Genomic DNA, 22,532 nt, shown 5'->3' with positions numbered 1-22,532 from the left:
GACTCAAGTATAGCAGAAAACCCTATCGATTCACTCGGGTAAAGCCACCCTCAGCCGGACTACACCGGGGGAACGTGGTCGCCGCCGGCCGCGCCGAAGGCCTGGGCCTTGAGCTGCGTCAATTGGTCACGCACGCGAGCCGCCTTTTCGAACTCCAGGTTGCGCGCGTGTTCCAGCATGAGCTTTTCCAGACGCTTGATTTCGCGCGCCACGTCCCGCTCGCTCATGTCCTCGACCTTGGCGCGCTGCATGGCAGCCTGCTCCAGGCGCTCGGCCTCCTTGCCGCTCTTTTCGCTGTAGACGCCGTCGATCAGGTCGCGCACCTGCTTGACGATGCTGCGCGGCGTGATGCCCTGCGCCAGGTTGTGTGCCACCTGCTTGGTGCGGCGCCGCTCGGTCTCGGCGATGGCGCGCTGCATGGAGTCCGTGATGCGGTCGGCGTACAGGATGGCCCGACCCTGCAGGTTGCGCGCGGCGCGGCCGATGGTCTGGATCAGCGAGCGCTCAGAGCGCAGGAAGCCTTCCTTGTCCGCATCCAGGATGGCCACCAGCGACACCTCGGGAATGTCCAGCCCTTCGCGTAGCAGGTTGATCCCCACCAGCACGTCGAAGCTGCCCAGCCGCAGGTCGCGCAGGATCTCCACACGTTCCACGGTGTCGATGTCCGAGTGCAGGTAACGCACCTTGACGCCGTTGTCGGCCAGGTAGTCCGTCAACTGCTCGGCCATGCGCTTGGTCAGCGTGGTGATCAGCACGCGCTCGTTGCGCTCCACGCGCAGGCGGATCTCCTGCAACACGTCGTCGACCTGATGCACGGCCGGGCGCACCTCGACCTCGGGGTCGACCAGGCCCGTCGGCCGCACGACCTGCTCGACGACCTGGCCGGCATGCGCCTTTTCCCAGTCGGCCGGCGTGGCCGACACGAAGATCGCCTGCCGCATGCGGCGCTCGAACTCCTCGAACTTGAGCGGCCGGTTGTCCAGCGCGCTGGGCAGGCGAAAGCCGTACTCCACGAGCGTCGTCTTGCGCGATCGGTCGCCGTTGTACATGGCGCCCAACTGGCCGATCAGCACGTGGCTTTCGTCCAGGAACATCACGGCGTCCTTGGGCATGTAATCGGTCAGCGTGGACGGCGGGCTGCCCGGCGCGGCGCCCGACAGGTGCCGCGTGTAGTTCTCGATGCCCTTGCAGTGGCCGACCTCGCTGAGCATCTCCAGGTCGAAGCGCGTGCGCTGCTCCAGCCGCTGCGCCTCGACCAGCTTGCCCATGCCGACCAACTCCTTGAGCCGCTCGGCCAGCTCGATCTTGATGGTCTCGACAGCGGACAGCACCTTGTCCCGCGGCGTGACGTAGTGGCTGCTGGGGTAGACCGTGAAGCGCGGGATCTTCTGCTTGATGCGCCCGGTCAGCGGGTCGAACAGCAGCAGCGCCTCGATCTCGTCGTCGAACAGCTCGATGCGGATCGCCACCTCGGAATGCTCGGCCGGGAACACGTCGATCGTGTCGCCGCGCACGCGGAACTTGCCGCGCGAGAACTCCTGGTCGTTGCGCTGGTACTGCATGCGGATCAGCTGCGCGATCACGTCGCGCTGGCCCAGCTTGTCACCAGTGCGCAGCGTCATGATCATGCGGTGGTAGCTCTCGGGCTCGCCGATGCCGTAGATCGCCGACACCGTGGCCACGATCAGCACGTCGCGCCGCTCCAAGATGCTCTTGGTACACGACAGGCGCATCTGCTCGATGTGCTCGTTGATCGCCGAGTCCTTCTCGATGAACAGGTCGCGCTGGGGCACATAGGCCTCAGGTTGGTAGTAGTCGTAGTAGCTGACGAAGTACTCGACCGCGTTGTTCGGGAAGAACTCGCGGAACTCGCTGTACAGCTGCGCGGCCAGCGTCTTGTTGGGCGCGAACACGATGGCCGGCCTGCCCAGGCGGGCCACGACATTGGCCATGGTGAACGTCTTGCCCGATCCCGTCACGCCGAGCAGGGTCTGGTAGACCTCGCCGTCGCGCACACCTTCGACCAACTGGCGGATCGCCTCGGGTTGGTCACCCGCAGGCGGGTAGGGCATGAACAGCTCAAACGGCGAGTCAGGAAAGCGGATGAATTCGCCCTTCTTCTCTTCCGGTGGCGAGGCCAGTACTTCTGACATGGGAATCCGATCGTGTGACAGTAGTGCTTAAAATTTGGTGCATGGCCGTGGCCGGCCCCCGCGAAATCAACTGGGGGCAACCCGATAGGCTAGCGCAGCCCGGCTTTCCCTGCTAGCGACAACCCTCTTCAGGAACCCTCATGTCTTTGTTCACCGCCGTCGAGATGGCACCGCGCGACCCGATCCTGGGCCTCAACGAGCAGTTCGCCGCCGACACCAACCCCAACAAGGTCAACCTTGGCGTGGGCGTGTATTACGACGACAACGGCAAGCTGCCCTTGCTGAAATGCGTGCAACAGGCTGAAAAGGCCATGATGGAGGCGCCCAAGGCCCGCGGCTACCTGCCGATCGACGGTATCGCCGCCTATGACAGCGCAGTGAAGAACCTGGTATTTGGGGCCGACAGCGAGCCTGTCAAGAGCGGCCGCGTGGCAACCATCCAGGCCATCGGTGGCACGGGCGGCCTGAAGATCGGCGCGGACTTCATCAAGCACCTGAAGCCCGGTGCCAAGGTGCTGATCAGCGACCCGAGCTGGGAGAACCACCGCGCGCTGTTCACGCAGGCCGGCTTTGTCGTGGAAACCTACGCCTACTACGACCCGGCGCGCCGAGGCGTGAACTTCGACGGCATGCTGGCCGACCTGAAGGCCGCGGCGCCCGGCACAGTGATCGTGCTGCATGCCTGCTGCCACAACCCGACGGGGTACGAACTGACGTCCGCGCAGTGGGACCAGGTCATCGCCGTGCTCAAGAGCGGCGAGCTCGTGCCCTTCCTGGACATGGCCTACCAGGGTTTCGGCGAAGGCATCCAGGAAGACGGCGCCGCCGTCGCCAAGTGTGTGGCTGCCGGCCTGTCGTTCTTCGTGTCGACCTCGTTCAGCAAGAGCTTCAGCCTGTACGGCGAACGCGTCGGCGCGCTGTCGGTGCTATGCCAGGACAAGGAAGAAGCCAGCCGCGTGCTGAGCCAGCTCAAGATCATGATCCGCACCAACTACAGCAACCCGCCGATCCACGGCGGCACCGTGGTGGCGGCCGTGCTGAATACGCCGGAACTGCGCGCGCTGTGGGAAGAGGAACTGGCCGCCATGCGCGTGCGCATCAAGCAGATGCGCGGCACCCTCGTCGACAAGCTCAAGAGCGCGGGCGTCGAGCAAGACATGAGCTTCATCACGACGCAGGTCGGCATGTTCAGCTACTCGGGCCTGTCCAAGGACCAGATGGTGCGCCTGCGCAACGAGTTCGGCGTCTACGGCACCGACACCGGCCGCATGTGCGTGGCTGCGTTGAACAGCAAGAACATCGACTACGTCTGCGCCGCGATCGCCAAGGTCATCTGATGCAGCCGCTGCCGGTTCAGCCGAAGAACCAGTAGCACACGCCGATGGAGGCCAGGATGCCGGCCACATCGGCGATCACTGCACACGCCACCGTGTGCCGGGCACGCTGAATGCCCACAGCTCCGAAGTACACCGCCAGCACGTAGAACGTCGTCTCGGTGCTGCCTTGCACCGTCGCGGCCAGCAGGGCCGCAAAGCTGTCCACGCCTTCCGTCTTCATGGTCTCGATGAGCAGCGCCCGCGCCGCGCTGCCGGAGAACGGCTTGACGAGCGCTGTGGGCATGGCGTCGACGAAGCGCGTGTCCCAACCGGCCAGCCCGACCAGCCAGCGCAGGCCGTCCAGCACCAGCTCCAAGGCTCCCGAGGCGCGCAGCACGCCAACGGCGCACAGCATCGCCACCAGGTAGGGCAGCAAGCTCTTGGCAACGTCGAAGCCCTCTTTCGCGCCCTCGACAAAGGATTCGTAGACCGGCACGCGGCGCAGCGCGCCCGCCACGACGAACAGGATCACCAGGCCGAACATGGTCAGGTTGCCGAGCAGCGACGACAGCGCCGCAAGCGCCGTAGCCGACAAGCCGGCCAGGAGCGCAATGAAGCCGCCCATCAGCAGCGCGCCGGGCACCAGGTAGGCCAGCACCACCGGGTCCCACAACCGCAGGCGCTGGGCGTAGGCCACCGCAAGCAGGGCCGCCAGCGTGCCGGCGGCGTTGGCCAGAAGAATGGGCAGGAACACCATGGTCGGATCTGGCGCGCCCTGCTGCGCGCGGTACATGAAGATGCTGACCGGCAGCAAGGTCAGTGCCGAGGCGTTGAGCACCAGGAACAGGATCTGCGCATTGCTCGCCACCGTGGTACTGGGGTTGAGCTCCTGCAACGAGCGCATGGCCTTCAGTCCGATGGGTGTGGCGGCGTTGTCCAGCCCGAGCGCATTGGCGGCGAAGTTCAGTGTGATCAACCCGAGCGCCGGGTGGCCGGGCGGCACTTGGGGCATCAGTCGGCACAGCAGCGGGCCCAGCAACCGCGCCAGCCAGGCTACGAGCCCGGCCTGCTCGGCAATGCGCAAGAAGCCGAGCCACAAAGTCAACGTGCCGAATAACAACACCATGACCTCGACAGCCAGCCTGGCCATTGCGAACAAGGCCTCGACCATGGCCGCGAACACGGCCGCCTCCCCGCCGACCAGCCAACGCCACAAGGCACAAGCCGCCGACGTCAGGAAGAAGCCCAGCCACAGGCCGTTCAGCATGAAGGTGCAATTCGCATGGGCGCGCAGTGTAGGACCAATGCCGACGCCAAAACGGTGCGATACCGCGCACCGCATTGGTGTTACTTCGTATGCAAAGAGGGGCCGCAACTGGTATATTGCTGCACTGCAACATAACTATCCACTCCAGGCCCATAGACGCGATGCTGTACCAAATCTACGAAACCCAGCGCTCTCTGATGGAGCCGTTTGCCGAGTTCGCCAACGCTGCCTCGAAGCTGTTCGGCAACACGAATTCTCCACTGGGGCAGAACCCCTTCGCACAACGCGTGGCCGCCGGCTACGACCTGCTGTACCGGCTCGGCAAGGACTACGAAAAGCCGGTCTTCGGCCTGCGCACCGTCAAGGTGGGCGAGGTGGAGATCGCCATCCACGAGCGCGTGGAGATCGACAAGCCCTTCTGCGAACTGCGCCGCTTCAAACGCTTCACCGACGACGCCGCCACGCTTGCCAAGCTCAAGGGCCAGCCGGCCGTGCTGATCGTGGCGCCGCTGTCCGGCCACTACGCGACATTGCTGCGCGACACCGTCAAGACCATGCTCAGCGACCATAAGGTCTACATCACCGACTGGAAGAACGCGCGCCTGGTGCCCCAGTCCCAAGGTGAGTTCCATTTGGACGATTACGTCAACTACGTGCAGGACTTCATCCGCCATCTCCAGAAGGTCTATGGCGACTGCCATGTGATGAGCGTGTGCCAGCCCACCGTCCCGGTGCTGGCCGCCGTCTCGCTGATGGCCTCGCGCGGCGAGCGCCTTCCCTTGTCCATGACCATGATGGGCGGCCCGATCGACGCGACCAAGTCGCCCACGGCCGTCAACAACCTGGCCATGAACAAGAGCTACGAGTGGTTCGAGAACAACGTGATCTATCCGGTGCCCCAGAGCTTCCCGGGCGCTGGACGCCGCGTCTACCCTGGCTTCCTGCAGCACGCCGGCTTCGTGGCCATGAACCCGGACCACCACGCCAAGAGCCACTACGACTACTTCGAACACCTGCTGCAGGGTGACGACGTGAGCGCAGAGACGCACCGCAAGTTCTACGACGAGTACAACGCCGTGCTCGACATGGACGCGGATTACTACCTCGAAACCATCGCCACCGTGTTCCAGGATTTCAAGCTGGTGCGCGGCACCTGGCAGGTCAAGAACCCCCAGGGCGCTCTGGAACTCGTGCAGCCGCAGGACATCACGGGCTGCGCGCTGCTGACGGTGGAAGGCGAGCTCGATGACATCTCCGGCTCTGGCCAGACCGCCGCGGCGCATGACCTGTGCACCGGCATCCCCAAGGCGCACAGCGAGCACTACGAAGCCAAGGGCGCAGGCCACTACGGCATCTTCAGCGGCCGTCGTTGGCGCGACATGGTCTACCCCAAGGTGCGCGACTTCATCCTGGCGCACAACAAGCCCAAGAACACGGCGAAGGCCCTGACCGCCCCCTCATCCAAGGCGGCCGCCGCACCGGTGAAGGCTCCGCGCGCCAAGGCGGCCAGCAGCGCCAAGAAGGCCGTCACCCGCGCGTGAGCGTGGCCGACCGCTCGCAGGCACTGTCAGAGCGCATCCACGCGGCGCTGCCGCAGACGCAGTGCACGCGCTGCGGCTACCCGGACTGCGCAGGCTATGCCCAAGCCATTGCCGCGGGCGACGCGCCCATCAACCGCTGCCCCCCTGGGGGTCATGAAGGTATTGCGCGGCTGGAGCGGTTGACCGGCCTGCCCCCTCTCCCCCTCGACGCGGCGTTCGGCGTGGAAGCACCGCGCCAGATGGCCTTCATCGACGAGCACTGGTGCATCGGCTGCACTCTGTGCATCAAGGCCTGCCCGGTGGACGCGATCATCGGCTCCAACAAGCTCATGCACACCGTGGTCGAGGCGCATTGCACCGGCTGCGAACTCTGCATCCCGGTCTGCCCGGTCGATTGCATCCAGCTGGAGCCTGCCAGCGGCACGTTGAGCGGCTGGGCCGCCTGGTCCAGCACGCAGGCCGATGCGGCGCGCAAGCGTTATGCGCTGCACCAGCAGCGGCTGAACAACGAAGCTGCTCCGCAGCCGCCAAGCGCACCAGAACCAGAAGCTCCCGCACTGGCCGACGATCCTGCCGCCGCCCGCCGGGCCGCGGTGCAGGCCGCGATGGCCCGCGCCCGCGCGCGACGCACCGAAGGCTGAGCCTCAGCGCAGGGTGGCGTTCAGCCGCTCCAGTGCCGCGGCGCCGGGGCACAAGTCCTTCGGCCCCAGGCTGTTCAAAGGGGCTCGGCTGGTCTGCAGTGCCGCGTGCAGATCCTCGGCACCATCGTTCGCGTACAGCAACCCGGTCAGCAGTTCGCCACGCGCCTGTTGCGCGACGACCTGGTGCAGGGCCTCGGCGCGGTCGGTAGGGTCGTAGCCTTCGCGCAGCTTGCGCAGCCGCAGCACCGAGCCATCAGGCTGCGCCAGGGTCACGAGTTCGCCAGGTGCCGGCGAAGCCTCGACCTCATCGGCCAGCGCGATGAAGTCGATGCGGTTCACCGCCTCGTTGTGCGCGCGCACATGGTCGTAGCTCTTGGTGCTGCCCGCATGGTTGTTGAAGGCCACGCACGGGCTGACCACGTCGATGAAGGCCGCGCCCTGGTGGCCGATGGCGCCGCGGATCAGCGGCACGAGCTGCGCCTTGTCGCCCGAGAAACCGCGCGCCACGTAGGTGGCGCCCAACTGCAGCGCCAGCCCGACCAAGTCGATCGGGTTGTCGTGGTTGACCACGCCCTTCTTGCTCTTGGACCCCTGGTCGGCGGTGGCCGAGAACTGCCCCTTGGTCAGGCCGTAGACGCCGTTGTTCTCGACGATGTAGACCATGTTCACGCCGCGCCGCATGGCGTGGGCGAACTGGCCCAGGCCGATCGACGCCGAATCGCCGTCACCCGAGACGCCCAGGTACAGCAGGTCGCGGTTGGCCAGCTGCGCACCCGTCAGCACCGAAGGCATGCGGCCGTGCACCGTGTTGAAGCCATGCGAAGCGCCCAGGAAATAGTCCGGCGTCTTGGAGCTGCAGCCGATGCCCGAAAGCTTGGCCACGCGGTGCGGCTCCACGTCCAGCTCCCAGCAGGCCTGGATGATGGCGGCAGAGATCGAGTCATGCCCGCAGCCGGCGCACAGCGTGGAGATCTTGCCCTCGTAATCGCGCCGCGTGTAGCCGACCTTGTTAGCGGCCAGCGTGGGGTGGTGCAGCCGGGGTTTGGCCAGGTAGGTCATGCCGCGGCCTCCAGGGCGGGTTGCAGGTTGGCAGTGATGGCCTGCGCGATGAAGCGCGCCGTGATCGGCGTACCGTCGAAATGCAGCACGCGCACCAGGCGCGCCGGGTCGGCGTCGAGCTCGTTGACGAGCAGGCTGCGCATCTGCGCGTCGCGGTTCTGCTCGACCACGAAGACCTTGTCGTGCTCGGCGATGAAGCGCGCCACGGCGGCCGGGAACGGAAAGGCCCTGAGCCGCATCGCGTCCAGCTGCGTGCCGGCCTCGGCCAGCATCTGCAGGGCCTCGTCCAGGGCCGGGCTGGTCGAGCCGAAATACAGCACGCCGAACCGGGTCGACCCGTCAGCCGGCTTCAACACCGGCCCAGGCACCAGGTCGGCCGCCTTAGCGAACTTGCGCTGCAGCCGCTCGACGTTGTAGATGTAGTCGGGCCCGCGCTCGGAATAGCGCGCATAGGCGTCGCGCGTGGTGCCGCGCGTGAAGTAGCTGCCTCGGCTGGCATGCGTGCCGGGCAGCGTGCGCCAGGGGATGCCGTCTCCGTCCACGTCCTTGTAGCGGCCGAAGTCGCGGCCGGCCTCCAGCTCCTCGGCCGTCATGACCTTGCCGCGGTCGTAGTCGCGCCCTTCCTCCCACACGAATGGCTCGCACAGGCGCTGGTTCATGCCGATGTCCAGGTCGGTCATCACGAACACCGGTGTCTGCAGGCGGTCGGCCAGGTCCAGCGCGGCTGCCGCATGCTCGAAGCACTCGCGCGGGTCTTCGGGGAACAGCAGCACATGCTTGGTGTCGCCATGCGAGGCATAGGCGCAGGCCAGGATGTCGGCCTGCTGCGTGCGCGTGGGCATGCCGGTGGAGGGGCCGCCACGCTGCACGTTGATGATGGTGACCGGAATTTCGGCGAAATATGCCAGGCCGATGAACTCGGTCATGAGCGACACGCCGGGGCCCGAGGTGGCCGTGAACGCGCGCGCGCCGTTCCAGCCCGCGCCCACCACCATGCCGATGGAGGCGATCTCGTCCTCGGCCTGCATGATGGCGTAGCGGCGCTCGCCGGTGTCCTGGTCCACGCGGAACTTGGCGCAGTAGGACTGGAAGGCCTCGGCGACGGATGAAGACGGTGTGATGGGGTACCAGGCTGCCACCGTGGCGCCGCCGTACACGCAGCCCAGCGCGGCGGCGCTGTTGCCGTCCACGAAGATCTTCTGGCCTACGCGGTCGGCACGCCGCACGCGGATGGGTAGCGGCGCCTGCAGATGCTCGCGTGCGAAATCGCGGCCCAGGTGGAGCGCGCGCACGTTGGAGTCCAGCAGCTTCTCCTTGCCCTTGTATTGCTCGCCGAACAACTGCTCGATGACTTCGGCCTCGATGTCCAGCAGCACCGACAGCGCACCCACGTAGATGATGTTCTTGAACAGCTGGCGCTGGCGCGGGTCGGAATAGACGGCGTTGGCGATCTCGGTAAGCGGCATGCCGATCACCTGGATGTCGCTGCGCAGCTTGTTCGCCGGCACGGGCCGGGTGCTGTCGTAGAACAGGTAGCCGCCGGGCTCGATCTCGGCCACATCGGCGTCCCAGGTCTGCGGGTTCATGGCGACCATCATGTCGATACCGCCGCGGCGGCCCAAATGGCCGGCTTCGGTCACGCGCACCTCGTACCAGGTGGGCAGGCCCTGGATGTTGCTCGGGAAGATATTGCGCGGGCTGACCGGCACGCCCATGCGCAGGATGGCCTTGGCGAACAGCTCGTTGGCCGAGGCCGAACCCGAGCCGTTCACGTTGGCGAACTTGACGACGAAGTCGTTGATCCCGGTGATGGGCTGCGTCATGCGGCCACCGCCTTGCGGGCCGCCGCGTCACGACTGGCCGGGCCGGCCTGCGCGGTCTTGAGCAGGAACTTTTGCATGTCCCAGGCCCCCGTGGGGCAGCCGCTCGGCGCACAGGCCGCAATGCAGGCACAAGTCTTCGTCCTTGGCCATCACGCGGCCGGTCTTGAGCGGGGCCGACACATACAGGTCTTGCGCCAGGTTGGTGGCCGGTGCCTTGAGCCGCTGGCGCAAGTCGGCCTCGTCGCCATCGGGCGTGAAACTGATGCAGTCCATGGGGCAGATGTCCATGCAGGCGTCGCACTCGATGCAGGCCTCCTGCGTGAACACGGTCTGCACGTCGCAGTTCAGGCAGCGGCTGGCCTCCTTGAACGCGGTGGCGGCGTCGAAGCCCAGTTCCACCTCCACGCGGATGCTGGCCAGCGCGATCTCGGCCTGCGCCCAGGGCACCTGGAAGCGTTCGTCCAGCGAGGTCGCGTTGTCGTAGCTCCACTCGTGGATGCCCATCTTGGTGGACATCAGGTTATGGGCGGGCGGCGGCCGGCGCAGCACGTCCTCTCCGTGCAGGTAGCGGTCGATCGACACCGCTGCCTCATGGCCGTGCGCCACCGCAGTGATGATGTTCTTGGGCCCCAGCGCCGCGTCGCCGCCGAAGAAGACATGCGGCAGGCTCGACTGGAAGCTGTTGCCGTTCAGCACCGGCAGGCCATGGCGGTCGAACGCGATGCCGCAGTCGCGCTCGATCCAGGGGAAGGCGTTCTCCTGGCCCACCGCGATCAGCACCTCGTCGCAGGGGATCAGCACGTCGGGCTCGCCGGTCGGCACCAGGCGGCGCTGGCCATCGGCGTCGCGCTCGGCACGCACGCGCTCGAAGGTCATGCCCGTGAGCCGGCCATCCACATGCTCGAAACTTTTGGGCACGTGGTAGTTCAGGAACGGGATGCCTTCGTGCTGCGCGTCTTCCTTCTCCCAGGGGGAAGCCTTCATCTCGTCGAAGCCGCTGCGCACGATGACCTTGACGTCCTCACCGCCCAACCGGCGCGCCGAGCGGCAGCAGTCCATCGCGGTATTGCCGCCGCCCAGCACGATCACGCGCCTGCCCACCTGCGTCACATGGCCGAACGAGACCGAAGCCAGCCAGTCGATGCCGATGTGGATGTGCGCCGCGGCCTGTTGGCGGCCCGGCAGGTCCAGGTCGCGCCCGCGGGGTGCACCGCAGCCCACGAACACGGCGCCGTAGCCCTGCGCCAGCAGCGTGGCCATGGAGGCGATGCGCTCACCGCTGCGGAACTGCACGCCCAGGTCGAGGATGTAGCCGGTCTCCTCATCGATCACTTCCTCGGGCAGCCGGAAGCGCGGGATCTGCGTGCGGATGAAGCCGCCAGCCTTGGCCTCGCCATCGAACACCGTGACCTCGTAGCCCAGCGGCGCCAGGTCGCGCGCCACCGTCAGCGACGAGGGGCCGGCGCCGATGCAGGCCACACGCTTGCCGTTGCGCGGAGCGACCGGGGGCATGCGTCGGGCCACGTCGCCCTTCATGTCGGCCGCCACCCGCTTCAAGCGGCAGATGGCCACGGGCTCGGGCTGCTCGCTGCTGCCCTCCTCCACGCGGCCGCGCCGGCAGGCGGGCTCGCAAGGGCGGTCGCAGGTTCGGCCCAGGATGCCGGGGAATACGTTCGACACCCAGTTGACCATGTAGGCGTCGGCATAGCGGCCCTGGCCGATCAGGCGGATGTACTCGGGAACGGGGGTGTGGGCGGGGCAGGCCCACTGGCAGTCGACGACTTTGTGGAAGTAGGAAGGGCTGGCTGCTTGCGTTGGCTGCAATCTTGTCTCCTTGTCCCGTGCCGGCTTCCATAGCCGACCGAGCGGTCGGGGCAGTCTACGCGGGCGATTGCGGCCAGCGCTACGGTAAATCCCGCATCCACCGCCCGTGCAGGCCGGCCCTCCGGCGATCGGCTCACCCATCCGCAAATGGCTGCCTTGTAGCTATAGTGCGGAATGATCACAACTCTGTCCACGAACCGGTGGACAGTTCTCACCCGGGAGATGACCATGGCCCGACCCGTGCCTATGCTGCGACGTCGCATGCTGTTGCTGTGCTGCCTGGGCTGGGGGATGGCGCGCGCGCAGCCCAAACCCACGGGCGATGTGGTGCTGACCGTGGGAGGCAGGCCCGGTGCCGGCCCTCGCACGGCGTTCGACATGAAGATGCTGGAGAGCCTGCCGCAACACAGCTTCACGACGCACACCCCCTGGTACACCGAGCCCGTGCGCTTCACCGGCCCGCTGCTGCGCGACGTGCTGGCCATGGCCGGCATCAGGGGCAGCAAGATCGTGGCGGTGGCCCTGAACGACTACCGCACCGAGATCCCGTTCAACGACGTGACGCAGCACGACGTCATCGTGGCCCGGCTCATGAACGACAAGCCCATGTCGGTGCGCGAGAAGGGGCCGCTGTTCATCGTCTACCCGTACGACAGCAAGCCCGAGCTGAAGGCCGAGATCTACTACAACCGCTCGGCCTGGCAGCTGAACCAGTTGCAGGTGCAATAGGAGGCCGCCATCCCTGCCTTGCGCAGCAAGCCCCTTCTGCGCCTGCTGATCGCCAGCTTGGCGCTGGTCTACATCGCTATCGGCTTGGTGCAGTACCGCCAGTACCGCGACCTGACGGAGATGATGCAGCGCAGCGACATCAACGCGCTGTGGACCTACGGGCAGCTCACAGTCGAGTACGAGCGGCTGGACAACACGCTCGGCGACTACCTGGCGAGTCCGCAAGCCACGCCCTATGCCCAGCTGCAGCTGCGCTATGACTTGTTCGTGAGCCGCATCAATGCCATCGACGTGGGCACGCCGCGCCGCCTCCTGCAGGCTGACCCTGACTACGTGCAGGCCATGGGCGACCTGCGCGCCCTGGTGGCCGCCGCCGACCGTGCGATGGGCACCGACGGGCCGGTGGACCCGCAGGGCGCCGCGCTGGGCGCCGTGCGCGAGCAACTGCAGGCCCTGCGCCCGACCGTGCGCGAGCTGTCGCTGTCGGCCGCGCGCGCCTCTGCCGCAGTCAACGACCAGCGCAACGCAGAGATCCGGCGCCAGACCGTGCAGGCCGTGGGCCTCACGCTGTTCCAGGCACTGCTCACCTTCTGGCTGGCCCTGGCCATGGCGCGCCAGTTCGGCAAGCGCGAGCGGGCCAGCGTGCAGGCCCTGCAGACCCAGGCCACGCTGCTGGCCTCGCTCAAGCGCAGCGAAGAGGCGCTGGAGGCCCGCGTGGCCGAGCGCACCGACGCCCTGGCCCAGGCCAATGACGCGCTGCGCGCGCAGGAGGGCGAGCTGCGCGCGGCCCAGGCACGTGCGGAGGCGGCCTCGCAGATGAAATCCGACTTCCTGGCCAACATGAGCCACGAGATCCGCACGCCCATGAACGCGGTGATCGGCATGAGCCATCTGATGCTGGTGACCGAGCTCACGCCCAAGCAGCGCGACTACGCGACCAAGATCCAGCGCTCGGGCCAGCACCTGCTGGCGCTGATCAACGACATCCTGGACTTCAGCAAGATCGAGGCCGGCAAGATGGAGGTTGAGAACGTCGACTTCGAGCTGCAGGCGGTGCTCGACAGCGTGGCCGACCTGATCGGCGAGCGCGCCTCGGCCAAGGGCCTGCAACTCGTCTTCGACACCGATCTCGGCGCGCTGCCGCCCGCGCTGCGCGGCGACCCGCTGCGCCTGGGCCAGATCCTCATCAACTACGCCAGCAACGCCGTGAAGTTCACCGAGCACGGCAAGATCGTGGTGCGCGTGCGTCAGGCGCCACTGCCGGACGGCGACGTGCTGCTGCGCTTGGAGGTGCAGGACACCGGCATCGGCATGACCGAGGAGCAGCGCGAGCGCCTGTTCCAGTCGTTCCAGCAAGCCGACACATCCACCACGCGCAAGCACGGCGGCACCGGCCTGGGCCTGGCCATCTCCAAGCGGCTGGCCGAGCTGATGGGCGGCGAGGTCGGCGTGGACAGCACGCCCGGCCAGGGCAGCGTGTTCTGGTTCACGGCGCGGCTGGGCGTGGCCACCAGCCGCGCGGCGACGCTGCCCGATGCCGCGCTGCGCGGCCACCTCGTGCGGGTCGTGGAGGACAACGCGCGCAGCCCCGCTCCCGAGGCCGACGATGCGCAACTGGCTGCACTGCACGGCGTGCGCGTCCTGCTGGTGGACGACAACGACCTGAACCGCCAGGTCGGCATCGAACTGCTGCAGGCCGTGGGCGTGGTCGTCGATGTGGCCGAAGACGGCCAGCTGGCCCTGGACAAGCTGGCCCAGCAGGATTACGACCTGGTGCTGATGGACATGCAGATGCCCGTCATGGACGGGCTCGATGCCACGCGCGCCATCCGCCGCAACCCACGCTGGGCCCGCCTGCCCGTGCTAGCCATGACCGCGAACGCGATGGCCAGTGACCGCCAGCGCTGCCTGGACGCCGGCATGAACAGCCACATCGCCAAGCCGATCGATCCGGCCGAGCTGTACAGCCAGATGCTGCAGTGGCTCGCGCCCGCGCGGGGCACGGCACCGGTGGCGGCGCCCACGCCCGCCTCACCGCTGGCACCGGACGATCAACTCGCCCGGGTGCCCGGCCTGGACGCGCCCGCGGGCCTGCGCCGTGTGCTGCACAAGCGTGCGACCTACGAGGGCCTCTTGCAGCGCTTCGTCGACGGCCAGGCCCAGGCCGTGCCGGCCGCGCGCGCGGCCCTTGCCAGTGGCCAGAGGGCCGAGGCGCGCCGGCTGGTGCACACGCTCAAGGGCACGGCTGCCACCATCGGCGCTGCTGGTCTTGCGCGCCATGCGCAGGCAGCCGAGGCGGCGTTGGAGCACGACCAGGCGGATCATGCAGCCGAGGACATCCTGCTGCAGGCATGCGAGGACGACTGCCAGCGGCTGATCACCGCGCTGCGCCAGGTGCTGGCGCCGCCACCCCAGGCCGCAGCGCCCGAGATCGCATCGGACTCGAACGCCGTGCGTGCCGTGCTCACGCAGCTGGAGACGCTGCTGGCCCAGGACGACGCCGAGGCCATCGACCTGTTCCAGCGGCACGAGGCCTTGCTGCGCCCGGCATTGGGCGAGGCACACGCGGCCGTGGCCGCGGCGATCCATGGCTACGACTTCAGCGAAGCGGCGCAGCTGCTACGGGCCAGCACCGAGGCCGGTTGATCAGGCCGCCGTGCCCAGCGCCAGGGCCGCGGCCACCTCGGGAGGTGCCTGCACCAGTTCGATCAGCACGCCTTCGCCCGCGATCGGGAAGGCCTCGTTCGCCTTGGGGTGCAGGAAGCAAATGTCGTAGCCGGCCGCCCCTTTGCGGATGCCGCCCGGCGCAAAGCGCACGCCCTGCGCCGTGAGCCATTCCACCGCCTTGGGCAGGTCGTCGATCCACAGGCCCACATGGTTCAGCGGCGTGGTGTGGACGGCGGGTTTCCTGTCCGGGTCCAGCGGCTGCATGAGGTCGACCTCGACCTTGTAGGGCCCGCTGCCGATGGCGCAGATGTCCTCGTCCACGTTCTCGCTCTCGCTGCGGAAGGTTCCGGTCACCGTCAGCCCCAGCATCTGCACCCACAGCTTCTGCAGGCGTTGCTTGTCGGGCCCGCCGATGGCGATCTGCTGGATGCCCAGCACGCGGAATGGTCGTTGGCTCATGGTGGCTTCCTTCAGGCGAACTCGACGATGGGCTGGTCGACCGACAGGCTCTCGCCCTTGTTGGCCAGCACCTTGCCGACCACGCCATCGGCCGCGGCGAACAGCACGTTCTCCATCTTCATGGCCTCGATCACGGCCACACGCTCGCCAGCCTGCACCTTCTGGCCCACCTGCACGGCCACGTCGACCAGCAGGCCGGGCATGGGCGACAGCACATAGCGGCTCATGTCCGGCGGCGCCTTGTAGGGCATCAGCGTGAACAGTTCGGCCGCACGTGGCGACAGCACGAGCGCGTCGATCTGCGTGCCGTTGTGCGCCACGCGGATGGCCAGCGGATTCTTCTGCGCGCCGCGCTCCACCTGGGCGCTGAACGGCTGGCCGTTCACCGTGCCGGCCAGGCGGATCGCCCCGAGCCGGCCATCGCTCTCCACCAGATAGCTGCGCGAGCCGACCTGCACGGTGCTGGCGCCCGTCACGCCCTCGAACCCGCTGACGCGCACGGGCTGCGCCCGGTGGTGCCCGTCCGCACCCAGCACGACGACGACGAAGTCCTCGCCGATCTCCAGCTCGTGGCCCGCCATCTGGCCGCTGATGCCGGCCGCGCGGCCCAGGTAGCGCCGGTTGGCGAAAGCGGCCAGCGCGACCAGGAAATCCGGGTCGTCGTGCGGCACATCTTCCGCATGGAAGCCTTGGGCGTACTGCTCGGCGATGAAGCCGGTGTTGAAATCGCCCGCGACGAACTTGGGGTGCGCCAGCAGCGCGGCCTGGAACGGGATGTTGCTGCTGATGCCGCGGATGATGAAGCCGTTCAGCGCCTCGCGCATCTTGGCAATGGCCTCGTTGCGGTCGCGGCCGTGCACGATGAGCTTGGCGATCATCGAGTCGTAGTACATGGGGATCTCGCCGCCGTCCTGCACGCCGGTGTCCACGCGCACGCCCTGCAGGTGCTCGGTGTCGGCGGAGAACATGGTCTCCCTGGGCGGCGCGAAGCGCACGAGACGGCCTGTGCTCGGCAGGAAGTTGCGGAACGGGTCTTCGGCGTTGATGCGGCACTCGATGGCCCAGCCATCGCGCTTCACCTCGGCCTGCGTGAGCGGCAGCTTCTCGCCTGCCGCCACGCGGATCATCAGCTCCACCAGGTCCAGGCCCGTGATGCATTCGGTGACGGGGTGCTCCACCTGCAGTCGCGTGTTCATCTCCAGGAAATAGAAGTCCTGGTTCTTGCCGACCACGAACTCCACCGTGCCCGCGCTCTGGTACTTCACGGCCTTGGCCAGCGCCACGGCCTGCTCGCCCATGGCCTTGCGTGTAGCGTCGCTGATGAAGGGCGACGGCGCCTCTTCGATCACCTTCTGGTGCCGGCGCTGGATCGAGCACTCGCGCTCGTTCAGGTAGATCACATTGCCGTGGGCATCGCCCAGCACCTGGATCTCGATGTGGCGCGGCTGCTCGACAAACTTCTCGATGAAGATGCGGTCGTCGCCGAAGCTGTTGCGCGCCTCGTTCTGGCAGGCCGTGAAGCCCTCCAGCGCCTCCTTGTCGTTGAAGGCCACGCGCAGCCCCTTGCCGCCGCCGCCGGCGCTGGCCTTGATCATCACGGGGTAGCCGATGTCCCTGGCGATCTGCACCGCGCGCTCGGCCGACTCGATGGCGTCGTTCCAGCCCGGGATGGTGTTGACCTTGGCCTCGTTGGCCAGCTTCTTGGAGGCGATCTTGTCGCCCATGGCCGCGATGGAGTAGTGCTTGGGGCCGATGAAGGCGATGCCCTCTTCCTCGACCTTCTTGGAGAAGGCTTCGTTTTCCGAAAGGAAGCCGTAGCCCGGGTGCACCGCCTCGGCGCCGGTCTGCTTGCAGGCGGCGATGATGCGGTCGGCCTGCAGGTAGCTCTCGCGCGAAGGCGCCGCACCGATGTGAACGGCCTCGTCGGCCAACTCGACATGGCGGGCATAGCGGTCGGCGTCCGAGTAGACGGCGACCGTCAGGATGCCCATTTTCTTGGCGGTCTTGATGACGCGGCAGGCGATCTCTCCGCGGTTGGCGATCAGGATCTTCTTGAACATGCTTACCTCTTTTCGATCAATCAAAGCCGCTGCCACACGCGCGCCAACGTGGCGCGCACGGTGTGCAGCGTCGTCTGCCGGATGGGCAGGTCATTCAACAGTTCAAGTTGCGGCTGCAACACTTCCATCCAATGCGCCAGGCAGGCCTGCGCGTCCCTGTCCTTGATGCAGCCGCGCCGCGCGACCCGTAGCAGTTCAGCGCGGCCCGGCGCTGCGCCTTCGCCTGCCACGCTGGTGCTGTGCTGGCCGCCAGGGCCTTGGCTGAAGCTCAGGTCGAAGGCCGGCGACAGGCGCCAGCGCCCATCAAACTCCATGCGGAACGCGAAGTTCTTGGCGTGGTCGTCGCGGTTGTGCGTGAGCACGTTGAACACGCAACGCTCGAAGGCCTTGAGCGTCTCGCGGTAGTCGCCGGTCACGCGGGCGGTGGCCAGCAGCACGGTCTCGTAGTCGAGCGCGGGCAAACGGTAGTCGGCATCCAGCAGCGCGGCCATGCTGAGCAGCGGCGCGCGCTGTTCGGCGCCATCGACGTCCACGCGGTCGAAGCGACGCACGCCGAAGGCCGCTTGCCTAGCGCCCAGGGGGAAGAACGCGGCCTCGGGCATGTCTATGCCGCCCGCACGGGCCAGCCGCGCGTAGAACATCTCCAGCGCGCAGACCTCCGCATGCTCGCCACGCGCGGGAAACTTCAGCAACCAGGGTTCGCCCGCGGCCGCGTGTGCGGAGCCGAACTGGTTCTGCGCGCGCTGCCAGCGCAGCAAGGCCTTGGGCCGCGCGCCTTGCGGCGAGCCACCGAGCAGCAGCAGGCGGCGCAGTTGCTCGCTGCTGCTGTGCTCTTCGTCATCGGCCGCCACGGCCTGCACTTCGCGCGCCAACTCGGCGATCCGCACGATGCCGGCCTCCTCGGCCTCCAGCGGATCGCTGGGCTCGAACGCCAGCGCACCGATGGCCGAATGGCCGACGATGGCCAACCGCTCCAGCACCGACACCGCATGCGGATTTCGGCCGGCCTTGCGCAAGGCGCGGTCCATCAGCAGCATGCCCCAGCCATCCGGCAGGCTGTCGGCAATGAAGCCGGGCAGCCCATGGAAGTGCGCCGGCCCACTGTAGGCCTGCTGCACCGCGCCCGCACTTGGCAGCGGCACGCGCAGAGGCGAGAACTCCAGCCCACGCTCCACAGCCTGTGGCGAGTACTCGAACAGCAAGCGGCCCTGACCTCGGCCAACGTGCCCAGCACCCAGTCCTCGCCCCAGCCGAGGTAGCGGACGTTCAGGCGCGTGATGCCGGCCATGGTCTTCACCCGCCGGAACGCTGCGGCTGGCGCGGCTTGCGTGCGCGTTGGCGCGTGGACAGCTGCACGGCCGCCTCGGCCTCGGCGATGCTGCGTGTCGGCAGCGTCAGCAAATGCTGCAGGCCGTCGCTGGCCTGCAGGGCCTGGGCCAGCTGCACCATCAGCAGCATGCTGCCCTGCCCGCTGGCCTCGAAGCGCCGGATGGTGGACAGCGACGCGCCCGCTCTGTCGGCCAGCTCCTGCTGCGAAAGGTTGCGCGCCAGCCGCAGGGCGCGCACGCGCTCGCCCAGCATCTGGCAGATCGCATCCGGGGTCTGAAGCTCCAGCACTCAACTGCTCCAAAAAGAACAATTAAACCTCAAAAACAGGTTTTACAGGTCAAATATGAACCATTGACTTGGACACTCACAGCGGGATGTTGCCGTGCTTGCGCCACGGGTTCTCCAACTTCTTGTCGCGCAGCATGACCAGCGACCGGCAGATGCGCCTGCGCGTCTCGTGCGGCAGGATCACGTCGTCGATGAAACCGCGCGCGCCCGCCACGAAGGGGTTGGCGAAGCGTGCCTTGTATTCGGCCTCGCGTGCTGCGAGCTTCACGGGGTCGCTTTTGTCCTCGCGGAAGATGATCTCCACCGCGCCCTTGGCCCCCATCACCGCGATCTCGGCGTTGGGCCAGGCGAAGTTGACATCGCCGCGCAGGTGCTTGGAGCTCATCACGTCGTAGGCGCCGCCGTAGGCCTTGCGCGTGATCACGGTGATCTTGGGCACGGTGCACTCGGCATACGCGTACAGCAGCTTGGCGCCGTGCTTGATGATGCCGCCGTACTCCTGGCTGGTGCCCGGCATGAAGCCTGGTACGTCCACGAAGGTGATGACGGGGATGTTGAAGGCATCGCAGAAGCGCACGAAGCGCGCGGCCTTGATCGAGCTCTTGATGTCCAGGCAGCCGGCCAACACCAGCGGCTGGTTGGCCACGATGCCCACAGTCTGCCCTTCCATGCGCGCGAAGCCGACCACGATGTTCTTGGCGTACTCGGGCTGAATCTCGAAGAAGTCACCGTCGTCCACGGTCTTGGCGATCAGCTCCTTCATGTCGTAGGGCTTGTTCGCGTTCTCGGGCACCAGCGTATCGAGGCTCATGTCCTGGCGGTCGGCCGGATCGTTGCTGGGGCGTACCGGCGGCTTCTCGCGGTTGTTGAGCGGCAGGTAGTTGTACAGGCGGCGCAGCATCATCAATGCCTCGACATCGTTCTCGAACGCCAGGTCGGCCACACCCGAGCGCGTGGTGTGCGTGATGCCGCCGCCCAGCTCCTCGGCCGTGACCTCTTCGTGCGTCACGGTCTTCACGACTTCGGGGCCGGTCACGAACATGTAGCTCGAGTCCTTGACCATGAAGATGAAGTCGGTCATGGCCGGCGAGTACACGGCGCCGCCGGCACAGGGACCCATGATCATGCTGATCTGTGGCACCACGCCCGAGGCCATCACGTTGCGCTGGAACACGTCGGCATAACCACCGAGCGAGGCCACGCCTTCCTGGATGCGCGCGCCGCCCGAATCGTTCAGGCCGATCACCGGCGCGCCGACCTTCATCGCCTGGTCCATGACCTTGCAGATCTTCTCGGCGTGGGCCTCGGACAGGGCGCCGCCGAAGACCGTGAAGTCCTGGCTGAACACGAACACCAGGCGGCCGTTGATCATGCCGTAGCCGGTGACGACGCCGTCGCCCGGGATCTTCTGCTCGGCCATGCCGAAGTCCACCGAGCGGTGCTCGACGAACATGTCCCATTCCTCGAACGTGCCTTCGTCCAGCAGCAGTTCCAGCCGCTCGCGTGCGGTCAGCTTGCCCTTCTTGTGCTGGGCGGCAATGCGCTTGTCGCCGCCGCCCAGGCGGGCTTGGGCACGCTTCTTTTCAAGTTGTTCCAGGATGTCTTGCATGTCGGTCCTCGTTGGCTTGTGTCTTCTTCAATTCGATGCGGCGGCCAGCAGCTGGCGCGCCGCCGTGGATGCGGCGATGCGGCCTTCGGTCACTGCAGCCAACATCGCGGGCAGTTCTTCACGCACCTGCGGATGGCTGCGAAAGGCCTGCTTCAGGCCGGTCTCGATGCGCTCCCACATCCAGGCCAGCGCCTGCTTCTGGCGCCGCGTTTCCAGCCGGCCGTTGGCGGTCTGCAGGCCGCGAAACTGCGTCACCTTCTCCCAAAAGCGGTCCACGCCCTCGTTGCGCAGCGCGCTGAGCTGCATGGCCCGGGGCCGCCACAGGCTCTCGTCGTGCAGCGAGTGGCCGCCACTGCCATGCATGCCCAGCAGCCGCAGCGACGAGGTGATCTGCGCCTGCGCGCGCGTGGCGGCGTCGGGGTCGATGTCGGCCTTGTTGATGACGACCAGGTCGGCGATCTCCATCACGCCCTTCTTGATGGCCTGCAATTCGTCGCCGGCGTTGGGCAGCTGCAGCAGCACGAACATGTCGGTCATGCCGGCCACTGCCGTCTCGCTCTGGCCCACGCCCACGGTCTCGACGATGACCACGTCGTAGCCGGCGGCCTCGCAGACCAGCATGGCCTCGCGCGTTTTCTCGGCCACGCCGCCCAGCGTGCCGGAAGACGGGCTGGGCCGGATATAGGCGCGCTCGTGCACCGACAGCATCTCCATGCGCGTTTTGTCGCCCAGAATCGAGCCGCCCGAGACGGTGGAGGATGGATCGATGGTCAGCACCGCCACGCGGTGGTCGCGGCCGATCAGGTACAGCCCCAGCGCCTCGATGAAAGTGCTCTTGCCGACACCGGGCACGCCGGAGATGCCCAGGCGGAAGGCCTTGCCGGTGTGTGGCAGCAGCGCCGTCAGCATGTCGTCGGCCTGCGCGCGGTGGTCGGCGCGGGTCGATTCCAGCAGCGTGATGGCCTTGGCGATGGCGCGGCGCTGCACGGAGCCGGTGCCGTGCAGCAGGGCGTCGGCCCACGGAGTGGCGGCGGGGATGCGGTTCACAGGATTTCGAATGCGCGCCCGTCGGGCAGGCGATAGCGCGAGAAGTCGCGGTGGTCCGTGGTCATGATGCGCGTCACGCCGGTGTCCATGGCGAGGCAGACCAGCGAGGCATCAGCCAGGTCCATTTCAGTGCGCGGCTGCTCGGTGTAGCGCTTCATCAGGTCGACGAAATCACTGAGCGACTCCTGTTGGAACGGAAAAACCGTGACACCGCCCTGAGCGACCCAACGCAGCAGCACATATCGACGCGCCGGAGCAAGCAAGTGGCTCGCCTCTACAACGCAGGGCCAGGTCGTGCTCAGACGCCAGCGCTCGGCGGCGGCACGCTGGAACAGTGCGTGGTAGTGCGCGGAATGGGGTTCGTGCTGGTCGAACACCGCCACCATGGGGCCAGCATCAACCAGCGTCGAGGCCATGCTTCTTCTTCAGCTTGTCGCGGATGTAGGTGCGCACCGCATCGGAATCGCCCAGGTCGCCTTGGAAGCGATCATTGGCAAAGGCCTTCTCCATGACTTGGTATCGGGGTGATGCCTGCTCCTCTGCCTCGATCTTCAAAAGCAGCGCATAAGGGTCTTGGTGGCCCAACGCGTGTTGCACCGCATCGATGATGAACTGCGACTTGGTGACGCCCTTGCGCTTGGCGGCGAGCTCCAGCTCTTTTTCCATCAAGGGGTCCATGCGAACAGAAACAGCCATTGTCAGCTCCTGGCGAAATACGGT

General features: G+C 67.0%; 17 protein-coding genes and 1 pseudogene. 5 read left to right on the top strand and 13 right to left on the bottom strand.

From position 1 onward, the window contains the following. Window positions 1-59: 59 nt before the first annotated feature. Complete coding sequence (gene uvrB / locus ASF43_RS07830; RefSeq protein ID WP_056178622.1) at window positions 60-2,153, bottom strand: excinuclease ABC subunit UvrB; 2,094 nt, start codon at window positions 2,151-2,153, stop codon at window positions 60-62. 140 nt (window positions 2,154-2,293) lie between these two features. Between uvrB and ASF43_RS07825 the strand changes: the two genes are divergently transcribed. Next, the gene (locus tag ASF43_RS07825) at window positions 2,294-3,490 is read left to right on the top strand and encodes an amino acid aminotransferase (RefSeq protein WP_056178619.1); all 1,197 of its coding nucleotides are present in this window, start codon (window positions 2,294-2,296) and stop codon (window positions 3,488-3,490) included. Window positions 3,491-3,506: 16 nt separating this feature from the next. On the opposite strand, the gene ASF43_RS07820 is transcribed toward ASF43_RS07825, so the two are convergent. Next, the gene (locus ASF43_RS07820) at window positions 3,507-4,736 is read right to left on the bottom strand and encodes a nucleoside recognition domain-containing protein (RefSeq protein WP_056178616.1); all 1,230 of its coding nucleotides are present in this window, start codon (window positions 4,734-4,736) and stop codon (window positions 3,507-3,509) included. A 161-nt stretch (window positions 4,737-4,897) separates the two neighbouring features. Here ASF43_RS07820 and ASF43_RS07815 point away from each other — a divergent pair, with 161 nt between their 5' ends. Together ASF43_RS07815 and ASF43_RS07810 are read left to right on the top strand one after the other, a co-directional pair. Further along, window positions 4,898-6,277 carry a polyhydroxyalkanoate depolymerase gene (locus tag ASF43_RS07815; protein ID WP_056178613.1) on the top strand — a complete coding sequence of 460 codons (1,380 nt, stop codon included), beginning with the start codon at window positions 4,898-4,900 and terminating at the stop codon, window positions 6,275-6,277. Continuing rightward, window positions 6,274-6,918, top strand: coding sequence for an RnfABCDGE type electron transport complex subunit B (locus ASF43_RS07810; RefSeq protein ID WP_056178610.1), 645 nt, complete (start codon window positions 6,274-6,276; stop codon window positions 6,916-6,918). The genes ASF43_RS07815 and ASF43_RS07810 overlap by 4 nt, the downstream gene beginning before the upstream one ends. Window positions 6,919-6,921: 3 nt before the next feature. On the opposite strand, the gene ASF43_RS07805 is transcribed toward ASF43_RS07810, so the two are convergent. The 3 genes and pseudogenes from ASF43_RS07805 to ASF43_RS07795 all read right to left on the bottom strand — a co-directional run bounded on the left by ASF43_RS07805 (window position 6,922) and on the right by ASF43_RS07795 (window position 11,624). Continuing rightward, window positions 6,922-7,977: a 2-oxoacid:ferredoxin oxidoreductase subunit beta gene (locus ASF43_RS07805; protein WP_056178607.1), complete on the bottom strand. Its 1,056-nt coding sequence runs from the start codon at window positions 7,975-7,977 to the stop codon at window positions 6,922-6,924. Further along, window positions 7,974-9,800, bottom strand: coding sequence for a 2-oxoacid:acceptor oxidoreductase subunit alpha (locus ASF43_RS07800; protein WP_056178605.1), 1,827 nt, complete (start codon window positions 9,798-9,800; stop codon window positions 7,974-7,976). The genes ASF43_RS07805 and ASF43_RS07800 overlap by 4 nt, the downstream gene beginning before the upstream one ends. After that, window positions 9,797-11,624, bottom strand: a pseudogene (locus tag ASF43_RS07795) (FAD-dependent oxidoreductase). The gene ASF43_RS07800 and the pseudogene ASF43_RS07795 overlap by 4 nt, the downstream one beginning before the upstream one ends. A 228-nt stretch (window positions 11,625-11,852) precedes the next feature. On the opposite strand from ASF43_RS07795, the gene ASF43_RS07790 reads away from it, so the two are divergent. Further along, window positions 11,853-12,353, top strand: coding sequence for a molybdopterin-dependent oxidoreductase (locus ASF43_RS07790; RefSeq protein ID WP_235578174.1), 501 nt, complete (start codon window positions 11,853-11,855; stop codon window positions 12,351-12,353). Between the two features lie 18 nt (window positions 12,354-12,371). Next, window positions 12,372-14,999: an ATP-binding protein gene (locus ASF43_RS07785; RefSeq protein WP_056178600.1), complete on the top strand. Its 2,628-nt coding sequence runs from the start codon at window positions 12,372-12,374 to the stop codon at window positions 14,997-14,999. Here ASF43_RS07785 and ASF43_RS07780 read toward each other — a convergent pair whose 3' ends face one another. The 8 genes from ASF43_RS07780 to ASF43_RS07745 form a co-directional block, all read right to left on the bottom strand. Beyond that, the gene (locus ASF43_RS07780; protein WP_056178597.1) at window positions 15,000-15,479 is read right to left on the bottom strand and encodes a VOC family protein; all 480 of its coding nucleotides are present in this window, start codon (window positions 15,477-15,479) and stop codon (window positions 15,000-15,002) included. Window positions 15,480-15,490: 11 nt separating this feature from the next. Beyond that, a complete protein-coding gene (locus tag ASF43_RS07775) occupies window positions 15,491-17,539 on the bottom strand; it encodes an acetyl/propionyl/methylcrotonyl-CoA carboxylase subunit alpha (RefSeq protein ID WP_056178594.1) in 2,049 nt (682 codons plus the stop codon). A gap of 20 nt (window positions 17,540-17,559) precedes the next feature. Next, window positions 17,560-18,741 carry a type II toxin-antitoxin system HipA family toxin gene (locus tag ASF43_RS07770; protein WP_056178590.1) on the bottom strand — a complete coding sequence of 394 codons (1,182 nt, stop codon included), beginning with the start codon at window positions 18,739-18,741 and terminating at the stop codon, window positions 17,560-17,562. Window positions 18,742-18,832: 91 nt separating this feature from the next. Beyond that, window positions 18,833-19,156, bottom strand: a complete 324-nt coding sequence (locus tag ASF43_RS07765) for a helix-turn-helix transcriptional regulator (RefSeq protein ID WP_156373197.1) — start codon at window positions 19,154-19,156, stop codon at window positions 18,833-18,835. Window positions 19,157-19,232: 76 nt separating this feature from the next. Further along, window positions 19,233-20,765, bottom strand: coding sequence for an acyl-CoA carboxylase subunit beta (locus ASF43_RS07760; RefSeq protein ID WP_056178584.1), 1,533 nt, complete (start codon window positions 20,763-20,765; stop codon window positions 19,233-19,235). A 27-nt stretch (window positions 20,766-20,792) separates the two neighbouring features. After that, complete coding sequence (meaB, locus tag ASF43_RS07755; RefSeq protein ID WP_369803248.1) at window positions 20,793-21,812, bottom strand: methylmalonyl Co-A mutase-associated GTPase MeaB; 1,020 nt, start codon at window positions 21,810-21,812, stop codon at window positions 20,793-20,795. Next, complete coding sequence (locus tag ASF43_RS07750) at window positions 21,809-22,228, bottom strand: type II toxin-antitoxin system VapC family toxin (protein WP_156373196.1); 420 nt, start codon at window positions 22,226-22,228, stop codon at window positions 21,809-21,811. Before ASF43_RS07750 ends, meaB begins: the two co-directional genes overlap by 4 nt. After that, window positions 22,209-22,508, bottom strand: coding sequence for a hypothetical protein (locus tag ASF43_RS07745; RefSeq protein WP_156373195.1), 300 nt, complete (start codon window positions 22,506-22,508; stop codon window positions 22,209-22,211). The genes ASF43_RS07750 and ASF43_RS07745 overlap by 20 nt, the downstream gene beginning before the upstream one ends. Window positions 22,509-22,532 lie beyond the last annotated feature (24 nt).

This window comes from Pseudorhodoferax sp. Leaf267 (genome assembly GCF_001422405.1).
Classification (GTDB): Bacteria; Pseudomonadota; Gammaproteobacteria; order Burkholderiales; family Burkholderiaceae_C; genus Pseudorhodoferax.
This window is presented reverse-complemented; position numbering and strand designations above follow the sequence as displayed.

Coding starts and splice junctions, on each gene's coding strand:
- uvrB (WP_056178622.1), bottom strand. CDS start 2,153: ATGTCAGAAGTACTGGCCTCGCCACCGGAAGAGAAGAAGGGCGAATTC.
- ASF43_RS07825 (WP_056178619.1), top strand. CDS start 2,294: ATGTCTTTGTTCACCGCCGTCGAGATGGCACCGCGCGACCCGATCCTG.
- ASF43_RS07820 (WP_056178616.1), bottom strand. CDS start 4,736: ATGCTGAACGGCCTGTGGCTGGGCTTCTTCCTGACGTCGGCGGCTTGT.
- ASF43_RS07815 (WP_056178613.1), top strand. CDS start 4,898: ATGCTGTACCAAATCTACGAAACCCAGCGCTCTCTGATGGAGCCGTTT.
- ASF43_RS07805 (WP_056178607.1), bottom strand. CDS start 7,977: ATGACCTACCTGGCCAAACCCCGGCTGCACCACCCCACGCTGGCCGCT.
- ASF43_RS07800 (WP_056178605.1), bottom strand. CDS start 9,800: ATGACGCAGCCCATCACCGGGATCAACGACTTCGTCGTCAAGTTCGCC.
- ASF43_RS07790 (WP_235578174.1), top strand. CDS start 11,853: ATGGCCCGACCCGTGCCTATGCTGCGACGTCGCATGCTGTTGCTGTGC.
- ASF43_RS07780 (WP_056178597.1), bottom strand. CDS start 15,479: ATGAGCCAACGACCATTCCGCGTGCTGGGCATCCAGCAGATCGCCATC.
- ASF43_RS07775 (WP_056178594.1), bottom strand. CDS start 17,539: ATGTTCAAGAAGATCCTGATCGCCAACCGCGGAGAGATCGCCTGCCGC.
- ASF43_RS07760 (WP_056178584.1), bottom strand. CDS start 20,765: ATGCAAGACATCCTGGAACAACTTGAAAAGAAGCGTGCCCAAGCCCGC.
- ASF43_RS07750 (WP_156373196.1), bottom strand. CDS start 22,228: ATGGCCTCGACGCTGGTTGATGCTGGCCCCATGGTGGCGGTGTTCGAC.
- ASF43_RS07745 (WP_156373195.1), bottom strand. CDS start 22,508: ATGGCTGTTTCTGTTCGCATGGACCCCTTGATGGAAAAAGAGCTGGAG.